The following is a 19,825-nucleotide window of genomic DNA, read 5'->3' as shown; positions in this document are numbered from 1 at the left end:
AGTGACCGGCGCGTGGCTACACCGCCGCGGGTTCCGCTTCCTCCGCGTGCTCCTTGGCGGCCGCTTCCTCCCGGTCACGGCGCTCGCGCCGTACCAGCACCCACCAGCCCACCGGGACACCGGCGGCGAACAGCCACCACTGGATCATGTACGCGTAGTTCAGCGGGGCGTCCTCGCTGCCGGGGTCGGAGATCTGCTCGGGGCTGTTGCCCTTCGCCTCCGGTGCCGTCTGCTCGATGTAACCGCCGAGGACCGTGGCCCCGAGCCGCCGCGCCTGCTCCTCGCTGTTGATCAGCATGACCTGCCGGTCCGGCAGTCCCTTGATCTCCTTGATGCCGCTCGCCGCGGTCGTCTCGTCGGCCTTCAGCCGCCCCTTGATGGTCACCTTGCCGGCGGGCGGTGCGGGGATCTTCGGGAAGGTGGTCTGCGCCCCGTTCGCCGGGATCCAGCCGCGGTTGACCAGCACCACCTTGCCGTCCGTCAGGACGAACGGGGTCAGGACATGGAAGCCGACCTCGTCGTCGGAGTTGGTGCGGCGCCTGACGACTTCCTCGCGGGCGGTGTCGAAGGTGCCCGTCGCGGTGACGGTGCGGTATTTGTCGGCGCTGGTGACCGCGTGCCCGGGGGAGGTGAGCTGCTCCACGGGGACCGGCTTGGCGTGCAGCGCCGCGGAGACCAGGTCGTTGCGGGCGGTGCGCATCTCGTAGCGGTGCTTCTGCCAGATGCCCAGCCTGATCATCGTGGGGATCAGGAGGAGGGCGATCAGGGTGAGAATCACCCACTGCCGGGACAACAGGAAGCGGTACACCCCACGACCGTACAACTCGGTCGTGGGGTGCATGAGGCCGGGTGGCGGGTTACACCTTGTCGACGATGCCCACCTTGCCCTCCTCGCGGGCGCAGTGCGCTCCGCAGAACCACTGGCCGTCGACCTCGACCCCCTGCCCGATGATCTGCACACGACAGTGCTCGCACACGGGTGCCATGCGGTGGATGGCACAGGAGAAGCAGTCGAAGACGTGCACCGCTCCCTGCGCATGCACCTCGAAGGTCATTCCGTAGTCATTGCCACATACTTCACAGGTCGCCATGCGCCACAGGGTGAGCCGTCGCAGCCGCGCGGGCGAGCGGGCGGCGGGCGAGTCGCGTGGCAATCACCCGTCCGTACGGGTCATCCGTCGGCGGGCTCCACATCCCTGAGCAGCTGCCCGAAGGCCGCCTCGTCCACCACCGGGGTCCCGTACTGCCGGGCCTTGACCACCTTCGACGTACCCGAGTCCGGGTCGTTGGTGACGAGCAGGCTGGTCAGCCGGGACAGGCTCGTCGCGACATGCAGCCCCGCCTCGACCGCGCGGTCCTCCAGCAGCTCCCGCTCGACGGAGGTGTCCCCGGAGAAGGCGATCCGCATGCCCTGTTTGAGTGGTTTGCCGTCTTCGTAACGCCCTGGATTGGGATACGGGCATGTGGGCCTTTTGCGGGAAGGGCGCCAACTGCTCGACCGATAACTGCCGTAGCCGCTGCTCTGCTGTCCGATGTGCGGCGCCGGCCGGTCCGCCCACTCCGTCAGCGGCCGGCACTCGTGCAGCGGCAGCCGTACGCCCCCGGCCGCCGCGGCCGCGAGGCTCGGCCGGAACGCCTCCGCCAGCACGCGCGCGTCGTCCAGCGCGTGGTGGGCGCGCTGCTGTACGACGCCGAAGTGGGCGGCCAGCGACTCCAGCTTGTGGTTGGGCAGCGGCAGACCGAGCTCCTTGGAGAGCGCGATGGTGCACAGCCGCTGCCGCACCGGCGCCTCGCGCTGCGCACGCGCGTACTCCCGCGCGATCATCTGCCAGTCGAAGACCGCGTTGTGCGCGACGAGCACCCGGCCCTCGAGGCGGGTCGCGAACTCCTCGGCGATGTCCTGGAAGAGGGGCGCGCCCTCGAGCGCCTCGCTCGTCAGACCGTGGATCCACACCGGTCCCGGGTCCCGCTCCGGGTTGACCATCGTGTACCAGTGGTCCTCGACCTCGCCGCGCGCGTCCAGGCGGTAGACGGCCGCGGAGATTATCCGGTCGTCCCGGGCCAGGCCGGTGGTCTCCACGTCAACGACCGCGTATCCCTGCGGATACGCGGCCGGCCACGCTGTGGGGGAGGACGCTGCGGTCGTACGGTCTTCGAGCATGGTCCCTGAGGATACGGCCCGGCACTGACAGTCCTGTCCGTCAGGTGGCCTTCCCCGCCGGTCTGTTCGAGTGCCGCGAATGGCGCGAATGTCTGTGCCCCGGCTATGGACCTTTTTCGGCGGCCGGTGCCAGCGTGCTGCCCGCCCGGCGTGTGACGGTCGGCGGAAGCGCGGTACGGCTATGGCACGCGTACGGTACGGGGCACGGACCGAGGCGGAGATGGCCGCCGCGCGCACGCCGGTCGCGAAGCTTCCCGACATCTGGTCCACCCGGGTGGTGGCCAAGAAGCTGGGCGAGGTGGCGTTCGAGCGCGAGGGCCTCGTCGTGCGCGCCTCGCTCGCCCGGCACGGCATCGCCTTCGTCGAGGTGCGCGGCGCGGTGAACGGACCACTGCCGCTGCCGGAGCCGAGCCGGAAGACCGACTTCACCTTCAAGTTCCTTCCCGCGGTGGACGGTTGGGGCTTCGACGGCGATCCGGTGCTGGTGCACTGCCTGTGCAACGAGAAGGTGCGCCGGCTGGAGCGGGTCACCGGGGAGGTCGTCCTGCGCGAGTCCATGTACGACCCGGTGGCCGACCTCCCGGTCCTGAGGCTCGTCGACATCACCATCGGTGAGAAGACCAGCGACCGGCGCGGCAAGGTCGTCGAGCGGGTCAGTGCCCAGGCCCTGTTGCCGTACATCCACCAGCGTTACGACGATCCGCGGCAGATCCTCGACGCGCCCCCGGCGGGGAGCGTCTGATGCGGCGCCGGCTTCATGCGCCCGCACGAGGTGCCGCCGCGCGACCGCATCGGTGTCGACAAGGTCATGTGGGGCAGCGACTACCCGCACGACGAGGGCACTTACCCGTACTCCAGGGAAGGCCTGCGCATCGCCTACGCGGGCGTGCCGCGCGACGAGGTCGCCGCCATGGTCGGGGACAACGCGGCCCGCGTGTACGGCTTCGACCTCCACCTGCTGGATCCTCGCGGCGAAGGTGGGGCCGACGGAGGCGGAACTGGCCGATCCGCTCACCGAACCGCCGTCGCACGCGACGAGCCCGGCGTTCGCACGGGGAGCGTCGGTACGGGTGTGGTGACGCCCGTGGTGGGATCCTCCCGGTGTGACGGAACCAACGCACGCCGGCGAGGCCCATGGGGGCGCACTGGGTGAGCGGCTGAACTGGCTGCGCGCGGCCGTGCTGGGCGCGAACGACGGCATCGTGTCGACCGCGGGCCTCGTCGTCGGCGTGGCCGGCGCGACGGACCACCGCTCGGCCCTGCTCACCGCCGGTCTCGCGGGCCTGCTCGCCGGGTCGATGTCGATGGCCGCCGGGGAGTACGTGTCGGTCTCCACCCAGCGGGACTCCGAGATGGCCGCACTCGCCCTGGAACGGCGGGAGCTGCGCGAACAGCCCGAGGCGGAGCTGGAGGAACTCACCGGGCTGCTGCAGGAGCGGGGCATGTCCCACGAGGTCGCCAGGGAGGCGGCCGAGCAGCTGACCGAACGGGACGCACTCAGGGCGCACGCGCGCGTGGAGCTCGGCATCGACCCCGACGAGCTGACCAATCCCTGGCACGCGGCGTGGGCGAGCTTCCTCGCGTTCACCGTCGGAGCGCTGCTGCCGCTGCTGGCGATCGTCCTGCCGCCCGTTCACTGGCGGCTCCCGGTCACCGTGGTCTCGGTGCTGGCGGCCCTGGTCCTCACCGGCTGGACCAGCGCACGCCTCGGCGGCGCCCGGCCCGGGCCTGCCGTGCTGCGCAACGTGGCGGGCGGAGCGCTGGCCATGGGGGTCACCTACGCGGCGGGGGCGCTGCTTGGGGCGGCCGGGGTCTAGCCCCGCCCGGTTCCTGCTGGTCCGCGGCGCCTCGGCGAGCGGCGGGCGTCCGCGGCGGCGTACCGTGAAGTGCGCCCGACCACCCCCCGAGCGCACCCATGACACCGCACGAGAAGGACCCTCGCCATGCGCGCCACCACCATCCACGCCCCGTACGACATGCGCGTGGAGGACGTGCCCGAGCCCGTGGTGCAGCTGCCCACCGACGCCGTGGTGCGGGTGCTGCGCGCCTGCATCTGCGGCAGCGACCTGTGGGCGTACCGCGGCGAGGCGGCCCGGCAGCCGGGGCAGCGCATCGGGCACGAGTTCCTCGGCGTCGTGGAGGAGACCGGCAGCGAGGTCTCGTCCGTCCGGCGGGGTGACCTGGTCGTCGCGCCCTTCATGTGGTCCGACGGCGTCTGCGACTACTGCCGCGAGGGCCTCACCACCTCCTGCGAGCACGGCGGCTTCTGGGGCTCCGTCGGCTACGACGGCGGCCAGGGCGAGGCCGTGCGCGTGCCGTTCGCCGACGGCACCCTCGTCCAGCTCCCCAAGGACGCGGCCTGCGACGACCACCTGCTGTCCGCCCTGCTGACCCTCTCCGACGTCCTCGGCACCGGCCACCACGCGGCCCTCGGCGCGGGCATCCGCCCGGGAGCCACGGTCGCCGTCGTCGGCGACGGAGCCGTCGGCCTGTGCGCGGTGCTCGCCGCCAGGCGGCTGGGTGCGGAGCGGATCATCGCCCTCGGCCGCCACCAGGTCCGTACCGACATCGCGCGCCGCTTCGGCGCCACCGATGTCGTCGCCGAGCGCGGCGACGCGGCCGTCGAGGCCGTACGCGAGCTCACCCGCGGACAGGGCGCACACGCCGTGGTCGAAGCCGTCGGCACCGAACAGTCCATGCGTACGGCGGTCAACATCACCCGCGACGGCGGCGCGATCGGCTTCGTCGGAGTGCCGCACGGCAGCAGCACCGGAGTCGACCTCGGCGTCATGTTCGACCGGAACATCGCACTGCGCGGCGGCGTCGCACCGGTCCGCGCCTACATCCCGGAACTGCTGCCCGACGTCCTGGACGGCACCGTCGACGCCTCACCGGTCTTCGACCTGACGGTCGGTCTGGAGGGCGTCCCCGACGGCTACAAGGCGATGGACGAGCGCACGGCCCTCAAGGTGCTCGTCACCAACGACTGACGTCACGACCAGCGGATCGGCAGCGGCAGCGCCGTCAGCAGCCCCGACACCAGGACCACCACCCCTAGCGCGGCGACCTCGACGCGCGCGGGGGAGCAGGCGGTCAGCGGGTCGGTGGCGCGGCGCAGCCGGATCCGCGCCCACAGGGCGAGCAGGGTGACGGTGGCCACGAGGATCACCTTGGCGAGCAGGGTGCGCCCGTACGCCGTCGTCGTCAGCTGGTCCAGGATCGTGTGCGACGGCATGCGGCGCAGCGAACTCCACACCCCGGTCGCGGTGATGGCGGCGAGCAGAACGGCCGCCACGCGCGCGTAGAGCCCCAGCAGGGCCGCGCCCGTCTCGGAGGGCCCCCACCGGCGCAGCGTCCGCAGCGTGTGCAGCAGACTTCCCGACCACAGCGTCGCGCACGTCAGGTGCACGGCCGTCAGTCCCGACCCGAGCAACGGGCTGTGTTCGGTCGTGGGGTGCGCCCGCAGGGCTTCCGCAGTGATGATCGCTGCCAGCGGCCAGACCTGGGTGGCGGGGCGGCGCGAGAGGGCGCAGAGGCCGGCTGCGAGAAAGGCGTTGACCTCGATCAGCGCGAGCTTGCCGTCCCGCGAGTCGTAGAGGCCGCCGACGTTGATGTCGGCGAGGCTGTGCGGCACCAGGTTGCCGGTGGACACGACCGAGGCGAGGCCCAGTGCGGCGACGAAACCGGCGGCGGCCGCATACGGCGCCCAGCTGCGGGGCGCGTCTTGCGGAGCGTCGGGCAGCGAACGGGCCAGACGCTTGACGAACAACTCGCCCACCGGCACGCACAACGCGGCGAACAGCACCGCCCGCAGCAGGGCGATGCCGCTGACCCCGGGTGCGGCGGCCTCCCCCGTGCCGTGCAGCGCGAGGGACGGGCCGAGCAGCGGTATCAGCGCGGCCAGGGCCACCAGGACGAGTACGGCGACGGCTCGGCCGGCCCGGGAGCGCCGTACGGGCTCCCCGGCCTCGGCTTCCCCGGCCGTGGGTTTTATCAGGGTCACCTCACGATGTTCGCCAGCCGTCACAGAACCGGGCAAGTGGAGTAAGACAACTGGGGTACGGCATTCTGCTCACAGGTACGCTTTCGGGCGCTCCCGTGACTCAGACCCAGCGCGCGGGATCCGTCCCCCAGGGCGCCGGCGGCCGCGCCCAGTCGGCGGGCCCGCCCGCGAAGGACACCGGCGGCAGCGCGTACCGCAGCCGCCCCAGCGAGCTGTCCGTCTCGGCGAGCCAGGTACCGGGCCCGTCGTACGAGTCGTCGCTCGCGGCACCGGCCCCGATGCCGTTCACGAGCCACTCGGCGGTCCGCGCCAACGCCAGCCGTACGAACCGGCTGCCACCCTCGTACGACTGCTCGGTCAGTGCCCGCAGCACCGCCGCCGCCAGCAGATAGCCCGTCCCGTGGTCGAGCGCCTGCGCGGGCAGCGCCCCCGGCTGCCCAGGCGAGCCCTCGGTGGCGGCGATCCCCGACGCCACCTGCACCAGGCTGTCGAAGCCCCGCCGCTCCCTCCACGGCCCGTACGCGCCCCATGCCGACACCTGCGCCACGACCACCCCGGGCCGCCGCTCCGCCAGCGCGTGCGGCGACAGACCGAACCGGTCCAGGGCGCCCGGCCGGTACCCGGTGACGACCACGTCCGCCGCCGCGAGCAGTTCCTCGAAGGTGCGCCGGTCGGCCCTCAGGTCCAGCGTCGCCGACCGCTTCCCGAAGCCCGTGTCGGCGTGCTGGTCGGGCAGTTCGGGCAGCTGTGGGGGGTCCACGCGCAGCACGTCCGCGCCCAGCAGGGCGAGCGTGCGGGTGGCGACCGGGCCGGCCAGCACCCGCGTCAGGTCGAGGACGCGCAGTCCGGCCGCGGGCAGCAGGGGAGACCCGTCGAGCGGGGCGGGCACACGCGCGTGCGCGGAGCCGAGCCGTTCGCGCTCCACCAGGGGCCGCGCGGCCACCTGAACGGCCTGCTCGTGCGCGGCCCACTCCTCGGGGGTGCGCAGTGCCACGGCCAGGCCCCCCGCCGCGTACACCGCCTCCTCGACCTCCGGCGCGGACCGCTCGGCCAAGGCGGCTTCGACGGCGGCCACGTCGTCCGGCACGCCCAACGCGTCCAGCAGCCGTGCCCGGTGGTGCGGATAGTTCGCGTGCGTCCGCACCCATCCGTCCGCCGTCCGCCAGAACCGCGACAACGGCGCGAAACTGACCGGCGCCCGCCCGTCGACCAGCAGATGCCGCTCACTGTGGAAGGCCGCGGCGACGGCGCCGTCGTCCACCCGGACCGCGGGCACCTCGGGAAGCCCGCTCCGCAGTGCGCCCAACTCGGCAGCGGCGAGCGCGCAGGCCCCGACGCAGGCCCGCGCCAACTCCCGTACGGGAAGGCGCCCCTGGAGAGCGCCCTCCCGCACCACGTCCGACACCCGCGGGAGAAGAGCGGCATCGCCGCCCAGTGCAGACCATGCGAACTTGATTGCAGTCATGACTGCACTATGCATCATTGACTGAATCAATATATGGACGGCGACCCGGCGGCGTGCGTCCTGCTTCTGTCTGCTTCTTGCCCGCTACTTGGTCACCGCGGCCAGGGCGTCCACCGTGCCCCAGCCGTAGAAGGCGTTGTAGTTCCTCGGCCCCTCGCACACCGCGTCGACCTTGCCGTCCCCGTCGATGTCGTACGGGTCCGTGCAGGCCGTGCCGTCGGCCTCGGCGTACAGCAGGGCCTTCACCAGGGCGGCGGAGGCGTGCGGATGGGTTGACTTGATCAATGCGGCGACCGCTGCCACATGCGGCGAGGCCATCGACGTACCGGCCATGTAGCCCCACTTGCCGCCCGGCAGCGTGCCCAGGATCAGGCCGCTGGTGGCCGGCGGGGCCGGGGCCTGGTAACGGGTCGAGTCGCCGCCCGGCGCGGCCACGTCGATGATGCCCAGACCGTAGTTGGAGAACGACGACTTGATGCCCTTCGCGCCGGTCGCCGCCACGGTCACCACACCCGGCAACTGGGTCGGTATGTCAAGGCACTTGGACGGGTCGACCACCCGGCCGGAGGGGGTGCCGTCGTTCGGCGAGGACGGGTCCGTGATCGAGTCCGAGGCCAGGTCGTACTTCTCGTTGCCGGCCGCAGCGACGTTGACCGTGCCCTTCCGCTCGGCGAACCGCGCGGCCCGGGTGACGGCGTCCACGAGCGCCTTCTGGTCCGGGTCGTCGGTGCAGTTGAAGTACCAGGGATCGGTGTAATAGCTGTTGTTGGTGACGTCGACGCCGTGCTCGGCCGCCCACACGAAGCCGCAGACCACGGCCTCGGTGTAGAAGTAGCCGTTCGGGTTCGCCACCTTGATGCCGGCGACCTTCACGCCCGGGGCGACACCGGTCATGCCGATGCCGTTCTTCGCGGCCGCGATCTCGCCCGCCACATGCGTGCCGTGCGGGCTCTCCGAGGCGCCGGGGCGCCAGGCGCCGTCGGTCGTGTCCGGCTTGCCCGAGACACAGTTGACCGAGGCGTTCCGGTTGAAGTTCGGCGCGATGTCGGGGTGCGTGTCGTCGACGCCGGTGTCGATCACGCCGACCGTGACCTTCGGGCTGCCCAGCGACTTCTCGTGCGCCTTGTCCGCCTTGACGGCGGCGAGATCCCACTGCAGGGGCTCCAGCGGGTCCTGCCCGTCGGCGGCCTGAACGCCCTTCAGGTCCTCGGCCGTGAGCGCCGTCGGGGCGCCCATGTCGGTCGTCGACTGGGCGGGCAGCGGCGCGTTGCGGGTGTTGCCGGCCGACTCCACCCCGCGCACGGTGCGGATGATCCTGGCGAAGTCGGGGTTCGCCGAGTGGACGACGATCACGCCGATCTCGTCGTACGACGTCACGATCGTGCCGCCGGCCGCGGCGATCGCCTTCTTCACATACGCCGGAGCTCCATGCCCGGAGCGGACGTTGACGACGTAGCTGAGCGAGCTCGCGTCGGCGGCGCTCGTGGCCGCCGGCACGCTGTCCGCGGCCGCGACCGTGCCGTTCGGCAGGAACGCGAGGGCCGTCGCCATCGCCATGCCCAGCGGGATCGCGATCGCGCGGCGGTAGCGCGGGTGAGGCGCTGTCATGTGTCGGTGTCTCCAGTTCGTTCGCGGTGCGAGCGGTGGGTACGGACCGTGCGGACGGTCCGGGGCGGCGCGGTCCCTGTCACCGCGCCGCCCGGGCAGGCACTGGATCTACTTCACTGCGCGCAGCGCGTTGACGATACCGAAACCGTAGAATCCGTTGATCCGTTTGCCGCCCACGCAGGTGGCGTCCACGACGCCGTCGCCGTCCCCGTCGTACGGGCCGGCCGGGCAGCCCGGATTGTCGGCCTGCGCCTTGAGGAGGGCCTGCAGTTGGGCCGGAGTCGCCCACGGGTGCGTCGACTTCAGCAGCGCGGCGACGGCCGCGACGTGCGGTGTGGCCATCGACGTGCCCTGCAGGAAGCCGTAGGAGTCGTTCGGCAGCGTGGAGAGGATGCGGCCGTTCTTCGACGGCGTGTCGGGAATCTTGTACTTGTCGCCGCCCGGCGCCGCGACGTCGATGACACCGTCGCCGTAGCTGGAGTAGTACGACTTTGCGCCCGTGACACCCGTCGCGCTGACCGTGACCACACCCGGCAGCTGGGTCGGCACGTCGAAGCACTTGTGCGGGTCGACCGTCCGGGTGACAGGCGTCGAGTCGTCGGGGCTCGAGGCGTCGACGAGGGCGTTCGAGTCGAGGTCGTCGTTGGAGTTGCCCGCGGCGGCGACATTGAGCGTGCCCTTGCGCTGTGCATACAGCTGGGCTCTGTTGACCGAATCAACAATGGCACGTTGATCGGGATCGTCCATGCAGTTGTACTGCCACGGATCAACGTAGTAGCTGTTGTTGGTGATCTCGACGCCGTGGTCGGCGGCGAACACGAAGGCGCACACGACGCTCTCGGGGAAGAACAGCTGGTTCGCGTCCGGCTGGGCCACCGTGATGCCGGCGACCTTCACACCGGGCGCCACCCCCGCGACACCGATGCCGTTGCGTGCCGCGGCGATCTCCCCCGCCACATGGGTGCCGTGGTAGTGCTCGGCGTCCACCGGCCGCCAGGAGCCGTACGTCGTGTCCGCCTTGCCGCTCACGCAGTTCGCGGACTGCGAGGCGGAGAAGTTCGGGGCGATGTCGGGATGGGTGTCGTCGACGCCGACGTCGATCACGGCGACGGTCACGTTCTTGCTGCCCGGGTCGACCTCGGCGGCCTTGTCGGCACCGATCGCCCTGAGGTCCCACTGGTCCGCCTCGAGCGGCTCCTCGCCGGCCGTCGAGCTCCCCGCGATCTTCGCGGCCTCGGCCTTGGAGAGGTACTGCACCGCCCCCTCGTCCGTGGTCCCCGCCGCCGTCACCGGCGAGGTGCGCGAGGCCCCCGCGGACTGCACGCCGGGCGCCCTGCGTATCTGCTGGGCGAAGGCGGGGTTCGCGGAGTGGACGACGATCACGCCGATCCTGTCGTACGCCACGACGACGGTGCCGCCGGCCTTGGCTATCGCCTTCTTGACCGACTCGATCGTGCGATGGTCCGTCTTGGTGTTGACGAGATACGCGAAGTTCTCCGCGTCGGCCGCCTGTGCCGTGGACCCCGCGCGCGGGGCGGCCTGGGCGGCCGCCGGCAGGAAGCCGAGCGAGGCGGTCAGCGACAGCACGACCGGTACGGCGAGTGCGAGCCGACGTCTGGAACGCAGATGAGCCATGGGGTCTCCACATCATCCGGAAACGAAACCGCCCGAGACGCAGATGCTGCTCGGGCAGGTACATGACGGGCGGTGCAGGCCGAAGCTATCTCCCGGCGCCGCTGGTCAGCAATGAGTTGCCCAAGGTGAGTTCGGAAACAGGTCAAGGGAGTTGAACCTGTCCTCGCGTGGCGCCGTGACCTTGGACAGGGAGCGCGAGGACACTCGCCCCCGATCCCCGTCACAACCGCATCCGCAACGCGAGGAGACTCCGTGGCCACCGAGACACCGCCCCCCTCGAAGACCCAAGCCCGACTTCCCTCCACCGAGGAGTTCGTCGCGGAGCAGGAGAGTGCGGAGTTCGGTGAACTGCGCCGCTCCCACCGCTCCTTCGCCTTTCCGCTCACCGTCGGCTTCATCGCCTGGTACCTGCTCTACGTCCTGCTGTCGAACTTCGCGGACGACTTCATGGGCACCAAGCTGTTCGGCAACGTCAACGTCGCCCTGGTGCTCGGCCTCGCCCAGTTCCTCACCACATTCCTCATCGCCTGGTGGTACTCGCGGCACGCCGCCGCCAAGCTCGACCCCAAGGCCGAGGCGATCAAGTCCCGTATGGAGGGCGACGCATGAGCATCGCGCAGCAGAGCGTGCTGGCCGCGGGTGCGGCCAGTGAGCACCGGACGCTGATCATCACCCTGTTCTCGGTGTTCGTCGCCGCGACCCTCGTCATCACCGTATGGGCGGGCCGCCAGACCAAGGACGCCGCCGACTTCTACGCGGGCGGCCGCCAGTTCACCGCCTTCCAGAACGGCCTCGCCGTCTCCGGCGACTACATGTCGGCCGCGTCCTTCCTCGGCATCGCGGGCGCGATCTCGCTGGCCGGCTACGACGGCTTCCTGTACTCCATCGGCTTCCTGGTCGCCTGGCTGGTGGCGCTGCTCCTGGTGGCCGAGCCCCTGCGCAACTCGGGCCGCTACACCATGGGCGACGTCCTCGCCTACCGGATGCGCCAGCGGCCCGTCCGCACCGCGGCCGGCACCTCCACCATCGTCGTTTCGATCTTCTACCTGCTGGCCCAGATGGCGGGCGCGGGGGTCCTGGTCTCGCTGCTGCTCGGCATCACCAGCGACGCAGGCAAGATCGGCATCGTCGCCCTCGTCGGCATCCTGATGATCGTGTACGTCACCATCGGCGGCATGAAGGGCACCACCTGGGTCCAGATGGTCAAGGCGGTGCTGCTCATCGCGGGCGCCCTGCTGCTGACCTTCCTGGTGCTGCTGAAGTTCGACTTCAACATCTCCGACCTGCTCGGCAAGGCCGCCGACAACAGCGGCAAGGGGTCGGCGTTCCTGGAGCCCGGCCTGAAGTACGGCCTCACCTCGACGTCCAAGCTGGACTTCATCTCCCTGGGCATCGCCCTGGTGCTGGGCACCGCGGGCCTGCCGCACATCCTGATCCGCTTCTACACCGTGCCCACGGCCAAGGCCGCCCGTAAGTCCGTGAACTGGGCGATCGGCCTCATCGGCGCCTTCTACCTGATGACGCTCGCGCTGGGCTTCGGCGCCGCGGCGCTCATCAAACCGGACGAGATCATCGCCTCCAACAAGGCGGGCAACACGGCGGCACCCCTGCTGGCCCTGCACCTGGGCGGTGTCGACTCCAACTGGGGCGCCATCCTGCTCGCCTCCATCTCCGCGGTCGCCTTCGCCACGATCCTCGCGGTCGTCGCGGGCCTGACCCTCGCCTCCTCCTCGTCGTTCGCCCACGACATCTATGCGAACGTCATCAAGAAGGGCGAGGCCACCGAGAAGCAGGAACTGCGGGCGGCCCGCTGGGCTACGGTCGCGATCGGTGCCGTCTCGATCTGCCTCGGCGCCCTGGCCCGCGACCTGAACGTGGCCGGCCTCGTCGCCCTCGCCTTCGCGGTCGCCGCCTCCGCCAATCTGCCGACCATCCTCTACAGCCTCTTCTGGAAGCGGTTCACCACCTCCGGAGCCCTGTGGTCGATCTACGGCGGCCTGATCACGGCGGTCGGCCTGGTGCTGTTCTCGCCGGTGGTCTCCGGCAAGGAGTCGTCGATGTTCCCCCACGTCGACTTCCACTGGTTCCCGCTGGAGAACCCGGGCATCATCTCGATCCCGGTCGGCTTCCTGCTCGGCGTCATCGGCACCTACCTGTCCAAGGAGGAGCCCGACAAGGGCAAGTACGCGGAGCTGGAGGTCCGCTCCCTGACCGGCACCGGCGCCCACTGACGACAGCTGGAAACGGCCCCTGACCCGGCCGCGTCGTAGGTCCCTACGACGCGGCCGCGCCGTACCTCGTGGGATCGGGCCGCTGTTGTTGTCAGTGACGTCACGTAGGCTCACAAGTGAACGGAAATGATGGACCGGCACTGATCCGTATCTGATCAGCTACGAGGGAGGGGGCCCACGTGCTCATCGACACCTACGGCCGAGTGGCCACCGACCTGAGGGTCTCGCTGACCGACCGGTGCAATCTGCGATGTACGTACTGCATGCCCGAAGAGGGACTGCAGTGGCTGTCCAAGCCCGACCTGCTCACCGACGACGAGATCGTCCGCCTGATCGACATCGCCGTCACCTCCCTGGGCATCAAGGAGGTCCGCTTCACCGGCGGCGAGCCCCTGCTGCGCCCGGGCCTGGTCGGCATCGTCGAGCGGGTCGCCGCGCTGCACCCCCGCCCCCAGATGTCCCTGACGACGAACGGCATCGGACTCAAGCGCACGGCGACGGCCCTGAAGGCAGCGGGCCTGGACCGGGTGAACGTCTCACTCGACACCCTGCGCCCGGACACCTTCAAGACCCTCACCCGCCGGGACCGCCACAAGGACGTCATCGAGGGCCTTCAGGCCGCCCGCGACGCAGGCCTGACCCCGGTCAAGGTCAACACCGTCCTGATGCCGGGACTGAACGAGGACGAGGCCCCGGACCTGCTCGCCTGGGCCGTGGAGCACGACTACGAGCTGCGCTTCATCGAGCAGATGCCCCTGGACGCCCAGCACGGCTGGAAGCGCGAGGGCATGGTCACCGCGGGCGACATCCTGGCCTCGCTGCGCACCCGCTTCGAGCTGACTCCGGAGGGCACGGACGAGCGCGGCTCGGCCCCCGCAGAGCGCTGGGTCGTGGACGGCGGTCCGCACCGCGTCGGTGTCATCGCCTCCGTCACCCGCCCTTTCTGCTCGGCCTGCGACCGTACCCGCCTCACCGCCGACGGCCAGATACGCACCTGCCTGTTCGCACAGGAGGAGACCGACCTGCGCGCAGCCCTGCGCTCCGACGCCCCGGACGAGGAGATCGCCCGCATCTGGCGACTGGCCATGTGGGGCAAGAAGGCGGGAGCGGGCCTGGACGACCCGTCGTTCGTCCAGCCGGACCGCCCGATGTCGGCGATCGGCGGCTAGGAGTTCTCGGGCGCTTCCCAGTCGTCGAACTTCACGACGTCCTTGAGGAAACCCCGCACCCCGAGGAACTGCGACAGATGCTCCCGGTGCTCCTCGCAGGCGAGCCACGTCTTGCGCCGCTCCGGCGTGTGGATCTTCGGGTTGTTCCATGCGAGCACCCAGACGGCATCGGCACGGCAGCCCTTGGCGGAGCAGATCGGGTTCTCGTCACTCACAGGTTCGTCTCACAACCGGCTGAACAAGGCGCGGAGAAAAGCCGCCGAACAAGGCGACGCCGAGCAGCCACGGGGGGAGCTGCCCGGCGTCGGTCTGTCGCTCCGACGGGGGATGCGGAGCGCCTACGAAGTATGTCACGGATAACCGTTTGCCCGGCACCGGAACAACATGATTGATCTGAGCTTTTCTTGAGCTTGGTGCGGAGCCGCCTTCCGTTTGCGACCCCTGCGCCATGGTCACGCCCGGTCGTGCGGCTCGCTTCGTGCGCCCGGTGCGGGCTCGGCCGCGACATCTTCCGGGACCGGTTCCGCGAAACCGTCCTTCGTCCCCAGCGGCGCAATCATCGGACGCATCGGGACACTGACGAAAGTCGACGGAAGCGACGGCGCGTTCTCCCGGCCCGCGTTGGCGATCACCACGGCGATGTAGGGGAGGACCGCTCCGAGGACCAACGCCACGATCGCCACAGGCCGTTCGACGTTCCACAGCGAGGCCGCGAGGATCACGGACACCGTACGGATCGACATCGAGATGACGTACCGGCGCTGCCGGCCGCGCACGTCCTCCTCGAGGCTCGCCCTGGCCCCGGTGATCCGGAACACCTGGCTGTTGCCGACGCCATGCAGCTTCCGCATCACATTCCACCATCCGCCCGCATCGGACCGTCCCCGTCCCCGTGCCCGGTCCGCCCCCGGTCTGGGAACGGCGCCCGGACACCTCCAACGTTACGCCGCGCCTGCGCCGCCTACGAGACCGGGGCACCGCCTACCTGCCCGAACGACCTCAGCCGTAGCACGTACAGCCTCGCCCGGCATGCACCGTACGCCGCCCGGGCCGGCACAGACGGCGGGCGTGAGCTGAAGCGTGCCCCGAAGGGGCGCGGGGCTGTATCGATCTGCGGCTCCGCCGCGTGGGCGCGCACCACCACGACGAAGCCGCAGCCCGCAGATCACCCGCACCCCACGGCGATTACGCGCCCACCTCAACGGCGGCAAGATTCTTCTTGCCCCGCCGAAGCACGAGCCACCGCCCGTGAATCAGATCCTCCTTGGAGGGCACGGCGTCCTCGGACGTGACCTTCACGTTGTTCACGTACGCCCCGCCCTCCTTCACGGTCCGCCGCGCAGCCGACTTGCTGGCGACCAGGCCGACCTCGGCGAACAGGTCCACGATCGGACCGAGCTCGGTGACCTGGATGTGCGGCACCTCGGACAGCGCGGCCGCCAGCGTCGCGTCGTCCAGCTCCGCAAGCTCGCCCTGCCCGAAGAGGGCACGGGACGCGGCGATCACCGCGGCCGTCTGGTCGGCACCGTGCACCAGCGTCGTCAGCTCCTCCGCCAGCGCGCGCTGGGCGGCACGGGCCTGCGGGCGCTCCTCGGTCTGCTTCTCCAGCTCCTCGATCTCCTCACGGGACTTGAAGCTGAAGATCCGCAGGAACTTGGAGACATCCCGGTCGTCCGCGTTCAGCCAGAACTGGTAGAAGGCGTACGGCGTGGTCATCTCGGGGTCGAGCCAGACCGTGCCGGACTCCGTCTTGCCGAACTTGGTGCCATCGGCCTTGGTGATCAGCGGAGTGCCCAGCGCGTGCACCACGGCCTCGGGCTCGACCCTGTGAATCAGGTCCGTACCCGAGGTGAGGTTGCCCCACTGGTCGCTGCCGCCGGTCTGCAGCGTGCACCCGTACCGCCGGTACAGCTCCAGGAAGTCCATGCCCTGCAGGATCTGGTAGCTGAATTCGGTGTAACTGATGCCTTCCTGGGACTCCAGGCGCCGGGCGACGGCCTCCTTGCTGATCATCTTGTTCACGCGGAAGTGCTTGCCGATGTCCCGCAGGAACTCGATGGCCGACAGACCCTGCGTCCAGTCCAGGTTGTTGACCATGACCGCGGCGTTCGGTCCCTCGAAGTCCAGCAGCGGGGCGATCTGCGCGCGCAGCCGCTCGACCCACTGGGCGACGATCTCGGGGGCGTTGAGCGTGCGCTCGGAGTTCGGCTTCGGGTCACCGATCAGGCCGGTGGCACCCCCGACCAGGCCCAGCGGCCGGTTGCCCGCGTCCTGGATCCGGCGCATCGTCAGGATCTGCACGAGGTTGCCGAGGTGCAGGCTGGGCGCGGTCGGGTCGAAGCCGCAATAGAACGTGACGGGACCGTCCGCGAACGCCTTGCGCAATGCGTCCTCGTCAGTGGAGAGGGCGATCAGCCCGCGCCACTTCAGCTCGTCGACGATGTCCGTCACGGTTCTCGTATCTCCTTGATGATCTTCGGGCAGTCGAGCGACAGCCGCCTACGAGGTTATACGCCCTGACTGACAGAGCTCATATTGAAGTCGGGCACCCGCAGCGCAGGCATCGCAGCCCTAGTGAACCAGTCGCTCCACTCCCTCGGCAGCGTCTTTTCCGTACGCCCGGCCTCCGTCGCCCGCCCGAGCAGGTCGACGGGCGACTCGTTGAAGCGGAAGTTGTTGACCTCGCCGCTGACCTCACCGTTCTCGACGAGGTAGACGCCGTCCCTGGTCAGGCCGGTGAGCAGCAGCGTGGCCGGGTCGACCTCGCGGATGTACCAGAGGCAGGTCAGCAGCAGCCCCCGCTCGGTGTTCGCGACCATCTCCTCAAGGGAGCGGTCGTCCCCGCCGGTCAGGACGAGGTTGTCGATCGAGGGAGCCACCGGCAGCCCCGTCAGGCCCGCGCTGTGCCGGGTGGTGGTCAGGTGGGCCAGTTCACCCTGCCTTACCCAGTCGGTGGCCGCGAGCGGCAGCCCGTTGTCGAACACCGACTGGTCGCCGCCGGAGGAGTGCGCGATCACGAAGGGCGCCGACTCCAGGCCCGGCTCGTTCGGGTCGCTGCGCAGGGTCAGCGGCAGCTCGCTGAGCCTGTCGCCCACGCGCGTGCCGCCGCCCGGCTTGGAGAACACCGTACGGCCCTCGACCGCGTCCCGGCCCGACGCCGACCACATCTGGTAGATCAGCAGGTCCGCGACAGCGGTCGGCGGCAGCAGCGTCTCGTACCGCCCGGCCGGCAGCTCGATCCGCCGCTCCGCCCACCCGAGGCGCACGGCGAGTTCCGCGTCCAGCGCGGCCGGGTCGACGTCCTTGAAGTCACGCGTGGAGCGGCCCGCCCAAGCCGAGCGGGTACGGTCCGGGGACTTGGCGTTCAGCTCCAGCGTCCCGTTGGGCTGGTCGTGCCGCAGTCGCAGGCCCGTCGACGTACCCACATAGCTCGACACCAGCTCGTGGTTGGCGAAGCCGTACAACTCACGGCCGCCCGCACGCGCGCGTGCGAACGCCTCACCGAGTGCCGGCGCGAAGTCGGCGAACACCGTCGACGAGGTCTCGGCGGGCGCATCCACGAAGTCCGGCGACTGCGTGACGCCCGTGACCAGCGGCTGTGCGTCCTCCGCAGGCCCGGCGCCACGGGCGGCGGCCTCGGCGGCCCGCACCAGCGGCTCCAGCTCGTCCACGGTCACGGCCGAGCGGGAGACGACACCGGAGGCGGTGCCTTCCTTGCCGTCGACGGTCGCGACGACCGTGAGAGTGCGTCCACGGGTGACGCCGTTCGTGGTGAGCGCGTTGCCCGCCCAGCGGAGGTTGGCGGTCGAGTGCTCGTCGGCGATGACGACACAGCCGTCGGCGGTGGACAGCTCCAGCGCCCGCTCGACGATCTCGTGCGGCTTGCTGCTGCGGGCGCTCATCGACCGGCCTCCTGCGTGGTGTTGAGGATGTTGACGCCCTTGAAGAGCGCGGACGGGCAGCCGTGCGAGACGGCGGCGACCTGGCCCGGCTGGGCCTTGCCGCAGTTGAAGGCGCCCCCGAGGACATACGTCTGCGGGCCGCCCACCGCGGCCATCGAGCCCCAGAAGTCGGTGGTGGTCGCCTGGTACGCGACATCCCGCAGCTGCCCGGTGATCCGACCGTTCTCGATCTTGAAGAACCGCTGACCCGTGAACTGGAAGTTGTACCTCTGCATGTCGATCGACCATGAACGGTCACCGACGACGTAGATGCCCCGGTCCACCCCGCCGATCAGGTCCTCCGTCGCCATCCCCGCCGGATCCGGCTGCAGCGACACATTCGCCATGCGCTGCACCGGCACGTGTCCGGGGGAGTCGGCGAACGCACAGCCGTTGGACCGCTCGAACCCGGTCAGCTTCGCGATCCGCCGGTCCAGCTGGTAGCCGACGAGCGTGCCGTCCTTCACCAGGTCCCAGGACTGGCCCTCGACGCCCTCGTCGTCGTAGCCGACGGTCGCGAGGCCGTGCTCGGCGGTGCGGTCGCCGGTGACGTTCATCAGCTCGGAGCCGTACCTCAGCTTGCCGAGCTGGTCGAAGGTGGCGAAGGAGGTGCCGGCGTAGGCGGCCTCGTAGCCGAGGGCACGGTCCAGCTCGGTGGCGTGACCGATGGACTCGTGGATCGTCAGCCACAGGTTGGAGGGGTCCACGACCAGGTCGTACAGGCCCGCCTCGACGCTCGGCGCGCGCATCTTCTCGGCGAGCAGCTCCGGGATCTGCTCGAGCTCGCTCTCCCAGTCCCAGCCGGTGCCGGTGAGGTACTCCCAGCCGCGTCCCACGGGCGGCGCGATCGTCCGCATCGAGTCGAACTCGCCGCTCGACTCGTCGACCGACACGGCCGTCAGCTGCGGGTGCAGCCGCACGCGCTGCTGCGTGGTCACCGTCCCGGCCGTGTCGGCGTAGAACTTGTTCTCGTGCACGGTGAGCAGCGAGGCGTCGACATGGTTGACCCCGTTCGCCGCGAGCAGCTGCGCGCTCCAGTCCGTCAGCAGCGCCGACTTCTCCTCGTCGGGCACGGAGAACGGGTCGATGTCGTACGACGAGATCCAGGTCTTCTCGGCGTGCACGGGCTCGTCGGCGAGTTCCACCCTCCCCCACTGCCCGAAAGGCGTGGGAGGTGCCCCCACGCCCGAACCGGCCGCCTTGATCACCTGGGCGGAGAGCTTCGCCATCGCCACCGCCTGCGAGGCGACCTTGGCGGCGGCGTCCAGGCTCAGGTCCACCCCCGACGCGAAGCCCCAGGTGCCGCCGTGCACGACCCGTACCGCGTACCCGAGATCAGTGGTGTCCGACGAACCGGCGGGCTTGGCGTCCCGGAAGCGCCAGGACGCGCTGCGCACCCGCTCGAACCGGAAGTCCGCATGCTGGGCACCGAGGGCACGCGCGCGTGCCAGCGCCGCGTCGGCCAGGGCCCGTAGGGGAAGTGCCGTGAAGGCTTCGTCGATGGTATGAGGCACCGAGGTCTCTCCTTGTTGTCGTGACCTGTGATCGGACCGGCGGTTGCCCCGATCATTTCGCGTGACCGGGCCGCGGACCACAGGTTTCGAGCCGGTAC

At 70.4% G+C, this 19,825-nt stretch carries 18 protein-coding genes and 1 pseudogene; 7 read left to right on the top strand and 12 right to left on the bottom strand.

The genetic code is table 11. The features are described from left to right. Nucleotides 1–16: 16 nt before the first annotated feature. From ACWCRD_RS21560 to ACWCRD_RS21550, 3 genes are all read right to left on the bottom strand, one after another. The gene (locus ACWCRD_RS21560) at nt 17–808 is read right to left on the bottom strand and encodes an SURF1 family cytochrome oxidase biogenesis protein (protein ID WP_450967416.1); all 792 of its coding nucleotides are present in this window, start codon (nt 806–808) and stop codon (nt 17–19) included. A gap of 49 nt (nt 809–857) precedes the next feature. Beyond that, entirely contained in the window at nt 858–1,091 is a 234-nt protein-coding gene (locus tag ACWCRD_RS21555; protein WP_099934050.1) for a hypothetical protein, read from the bottom strand. 80 nt (nt 1,092–1,171) lie between these two features. After that, entirely contained in the window at nt 1,172–2,161 is a 990-nt protein-coding gene (locus ACWCRD_RS21550; RefSeq protein ID WP_450967415.1) for a DEDDh family exonuclease, read from the bottom strand. Between the two features lie 181 nt (nt 2,162–2,342). On the opposite strand from ACWCRD_RS21550, the gene ACWCRD_RS21545 reads away from it, so the two are divergent. The 4 genes and pseudogenes from ACWCRD_RS21545 to ACWCRD_RS21530 all read left to right on the top strand — a co-directional run bounded on the left by ACWCRD_RS21545 (nt 2,343) and on the right by ACWCRD_RS21530 (nt 5,151). Continuing rightward, entirely contained in the window at nt 2,343–2,903 is a 561-nt protein-coding gene (locus tag ACWCRD_RS21545; RefSeq protein ID WP_450967414.1) for an acetoacetate decarboxylase family protein, read from the top strand. Nucleotides 2,904–2,906: 3 nt separating this feature from the next. Then, nucleotides 2,907–3,240, top strand: a pseudogene (locus ACWCRD_RS21540) (amidohydrolase family protein); the annotation flags it as partial. A gap of 24 nt (nt 3,241–3,264) precedes the next feature. Beyond that, nucleotides 3,265–3,978 (top strand): VIT1/CCC1 transporter family protein, encoded by a 714-nt coding sequence (locus tag ACWCRD_RS21535; protein WP_450967413.1) that lies wholly within the window; start codon nt 3,265–3,267, stop codon nt 3,976–3,978. Nucleotides 3,979–4,104: 126 nt separating this feature from the next. After that, complete coding sequence (locus tag ACWCRD_RS21530; RefSeq protein ID WP_450967412.1) at nt 4,105–5,151, top strand: zinc-dependent alcohol dehydrogenase family protein; 1,047 nt, start codon at nt 4,105–4,107, stop codon at nt 5,149–5,151. Nucleotides 5,152–5,153: 2 nt separating this feature from the next. Here the strand turns inward: ACWCRD_RS21530 and ACWCRD_RS21525 are convergent, their stop codons facing one another. From ACWCRD_RS21525 to ACWCRD_RS21510, 4 genes are all read right to left on the bottom strand, one after another. Continuing rightward, the gene (locus tag ACWCRD_RS21525; RefSeq protein ID WP_450967411.1) at nt 5,154–6,164 is read right to left on the bottom strand and encodes a CopD family protein; all 1,011 of its coding nucleotides are present in this window, start codon (nt 6,162–6,164) and stop codon (nt 5,154–5,156) included. 100 nt (nt 6,165–6,264) lie between these two features. Further along, nucleotides 6,265–7,629 (bottom strand): CoA transferase, encoded by a 1,365-nt coding sequence (locus ACWCRD_RS21520; RefSeq protein ID WP_450967410.1) that lies wholly within the window; start codon nt 7,627–7,629, stop codon nt 6,265–6,267. Between the two features lie 84 nt (nt 7,630–7,713). Next, nucleotides 7,714–9,237, bottom strand: a complete 1,524-nt coding sequence (locus ACWCRD_RS21515) for a S8 family serine peptidase (RefSeq protein WP_450967409.1) — start codon at nt 9,235–9,237, stop codon at nt 7,714–7,716. A 108-nt stretch (nt 9,238–9,345) separates the two neighbouring features. Further along, nucleotides 9,346–10,872, bottom strand: coding sequence for a S8 family peptidase (locus ACWCRD_RS21510; RefSeq protein ID WP_450967408.1), 1,527 nt, complete (start codon nt 10,870–10,872; stop codon nt 9,346–9,348). 252 nt (nt 10,873–11,124) lie between these two features. On the opposite strand from ACWCRD_RS21510, the gene ACWCRD_RS21505 reads away from it, so the two are divergent. From ACWCRD_RS21505 to moaA, 3 genes are all read left to right on the top strand, one after another. Then, on the top strand, nt 11,125–11,481 hold the full coding sequence (locus ACWCRD_RS21505; RefSeq protein ID WP_450967407.1) for a DUF485 domain-containing protein: 357 nt from the start codon (nt 11,125–11,127) through the stop codon (nt 11,479–11,481). Next, nucleotides 11,478–13,103: a solute symporter family protein gene (locus ACWCRD_RS21500; protein WP_450967406.1), complete on the top strand. Its 1,626-nt coding sequence runs from the start codon at nt 11,478–11,480 to the stop codon at nt 13,101–13,103. Before ACWCRD_RS21505 ends, ACWCRD_RS21500 begins: the two co-directional genes overlap by 4 nt. 179 nt (nt 13,104–13,282) lie before the next feature. Beyond that, nucleotides 13,283–14,272: a GTP 3',8-cyclase MoaA gene (moaA, locus tag ACWCRD_RS21495; protein ID WP_450967405.1), complete on the top strand. Its 990-nt coding sequence runs from the start codon at nt 13,283–13,285 to the stop codon at nt 14,270–14,272. Here moaA and ACWCRD_RS21490 read toward each other — a convergent pair. From ACWCRD_RS21490 to ACWCRD_RS21470, 5 genes are all read right to left on the bottom strand, one after another. Beyond that, complete coding sequence (locus ACWCRD_RS21490) at nt 14,269–14,487, bottom strand: hypothetical protein (protein WP_389082890.1); 219 nt, start codon at nt 14,485–14,487, stop codon at nt 14,269–14,271. The two genes, moaA and ACWCRD_RS21490, sit on opposite strands and share 4 nt — an antisense overlap. 237 nt (nt 14,488–14,724) lie before the next feature. After that, the gene (locus ACWCRD_RS21485) at nt 14,725–15,123 is read right to left on the bottom strand and encodes a DUF3099 domain-containing protein (RefSeq protein WP_450967404.1); all 399 of its coding nucleotides are present in this window, start codon (nt 15,121–15,123) and stop codon (nt 14,725–14,727) included. Nucleotides 15,124–15,457: 334 nt separating this feature from the next. Next, nucleotides 15,458–16,723: a tyrosine--tRNA ligase gene (gene tyrS / locus ACWCRD_RS21480; RefSeq protein WP_450967403.1), complete on the bottom strand. Its 1,266-nt coding sequence runs from the start codon at nt 16,721–16,723 to the stop codon at nt 15,458–15,460. A 56-nt stretch (nt 16,724–16,779) separates the two neighbouring features. Then, nucleotides 16,780–18,174, bottom strand: a complete 1,395-nt coding sequence (locus ACWCRD_RS21475; protein ID WP_450967402.1) for a metallopeptidase TldD-related protein — start codon at nt 18,172–18,174, stop codon at nt 16,780–16,782. Next, nucleotides 18,171–19,727 (bottom strand): TldD/PmbA family protein, encoded by a 1,557-nt coding sequence (locus tag ACWCRD_RS21470; protein WP_450967401.1) that lies wholly within the window; start codon nt 19,725–19,727, stop codon nt 18,171–18,173. The genes ACWCRD_RS21475 and ACWCRD_RS21470 overlap by 4 nt, the downstream gene beginning before the upstream one ends. Nucleotides 19,728–19,825: the final 98 nt, after the last annotated feature.

The sequence above is a fragment of the Streptomyces sp. NPDC002092 genome (assembly GCF_053593775.1).
The sequence above is the reverse complement of the archived record's forward strand: the minus strand, read 5'-3'. Positions and strand labels throughout refer to the sequence as shown.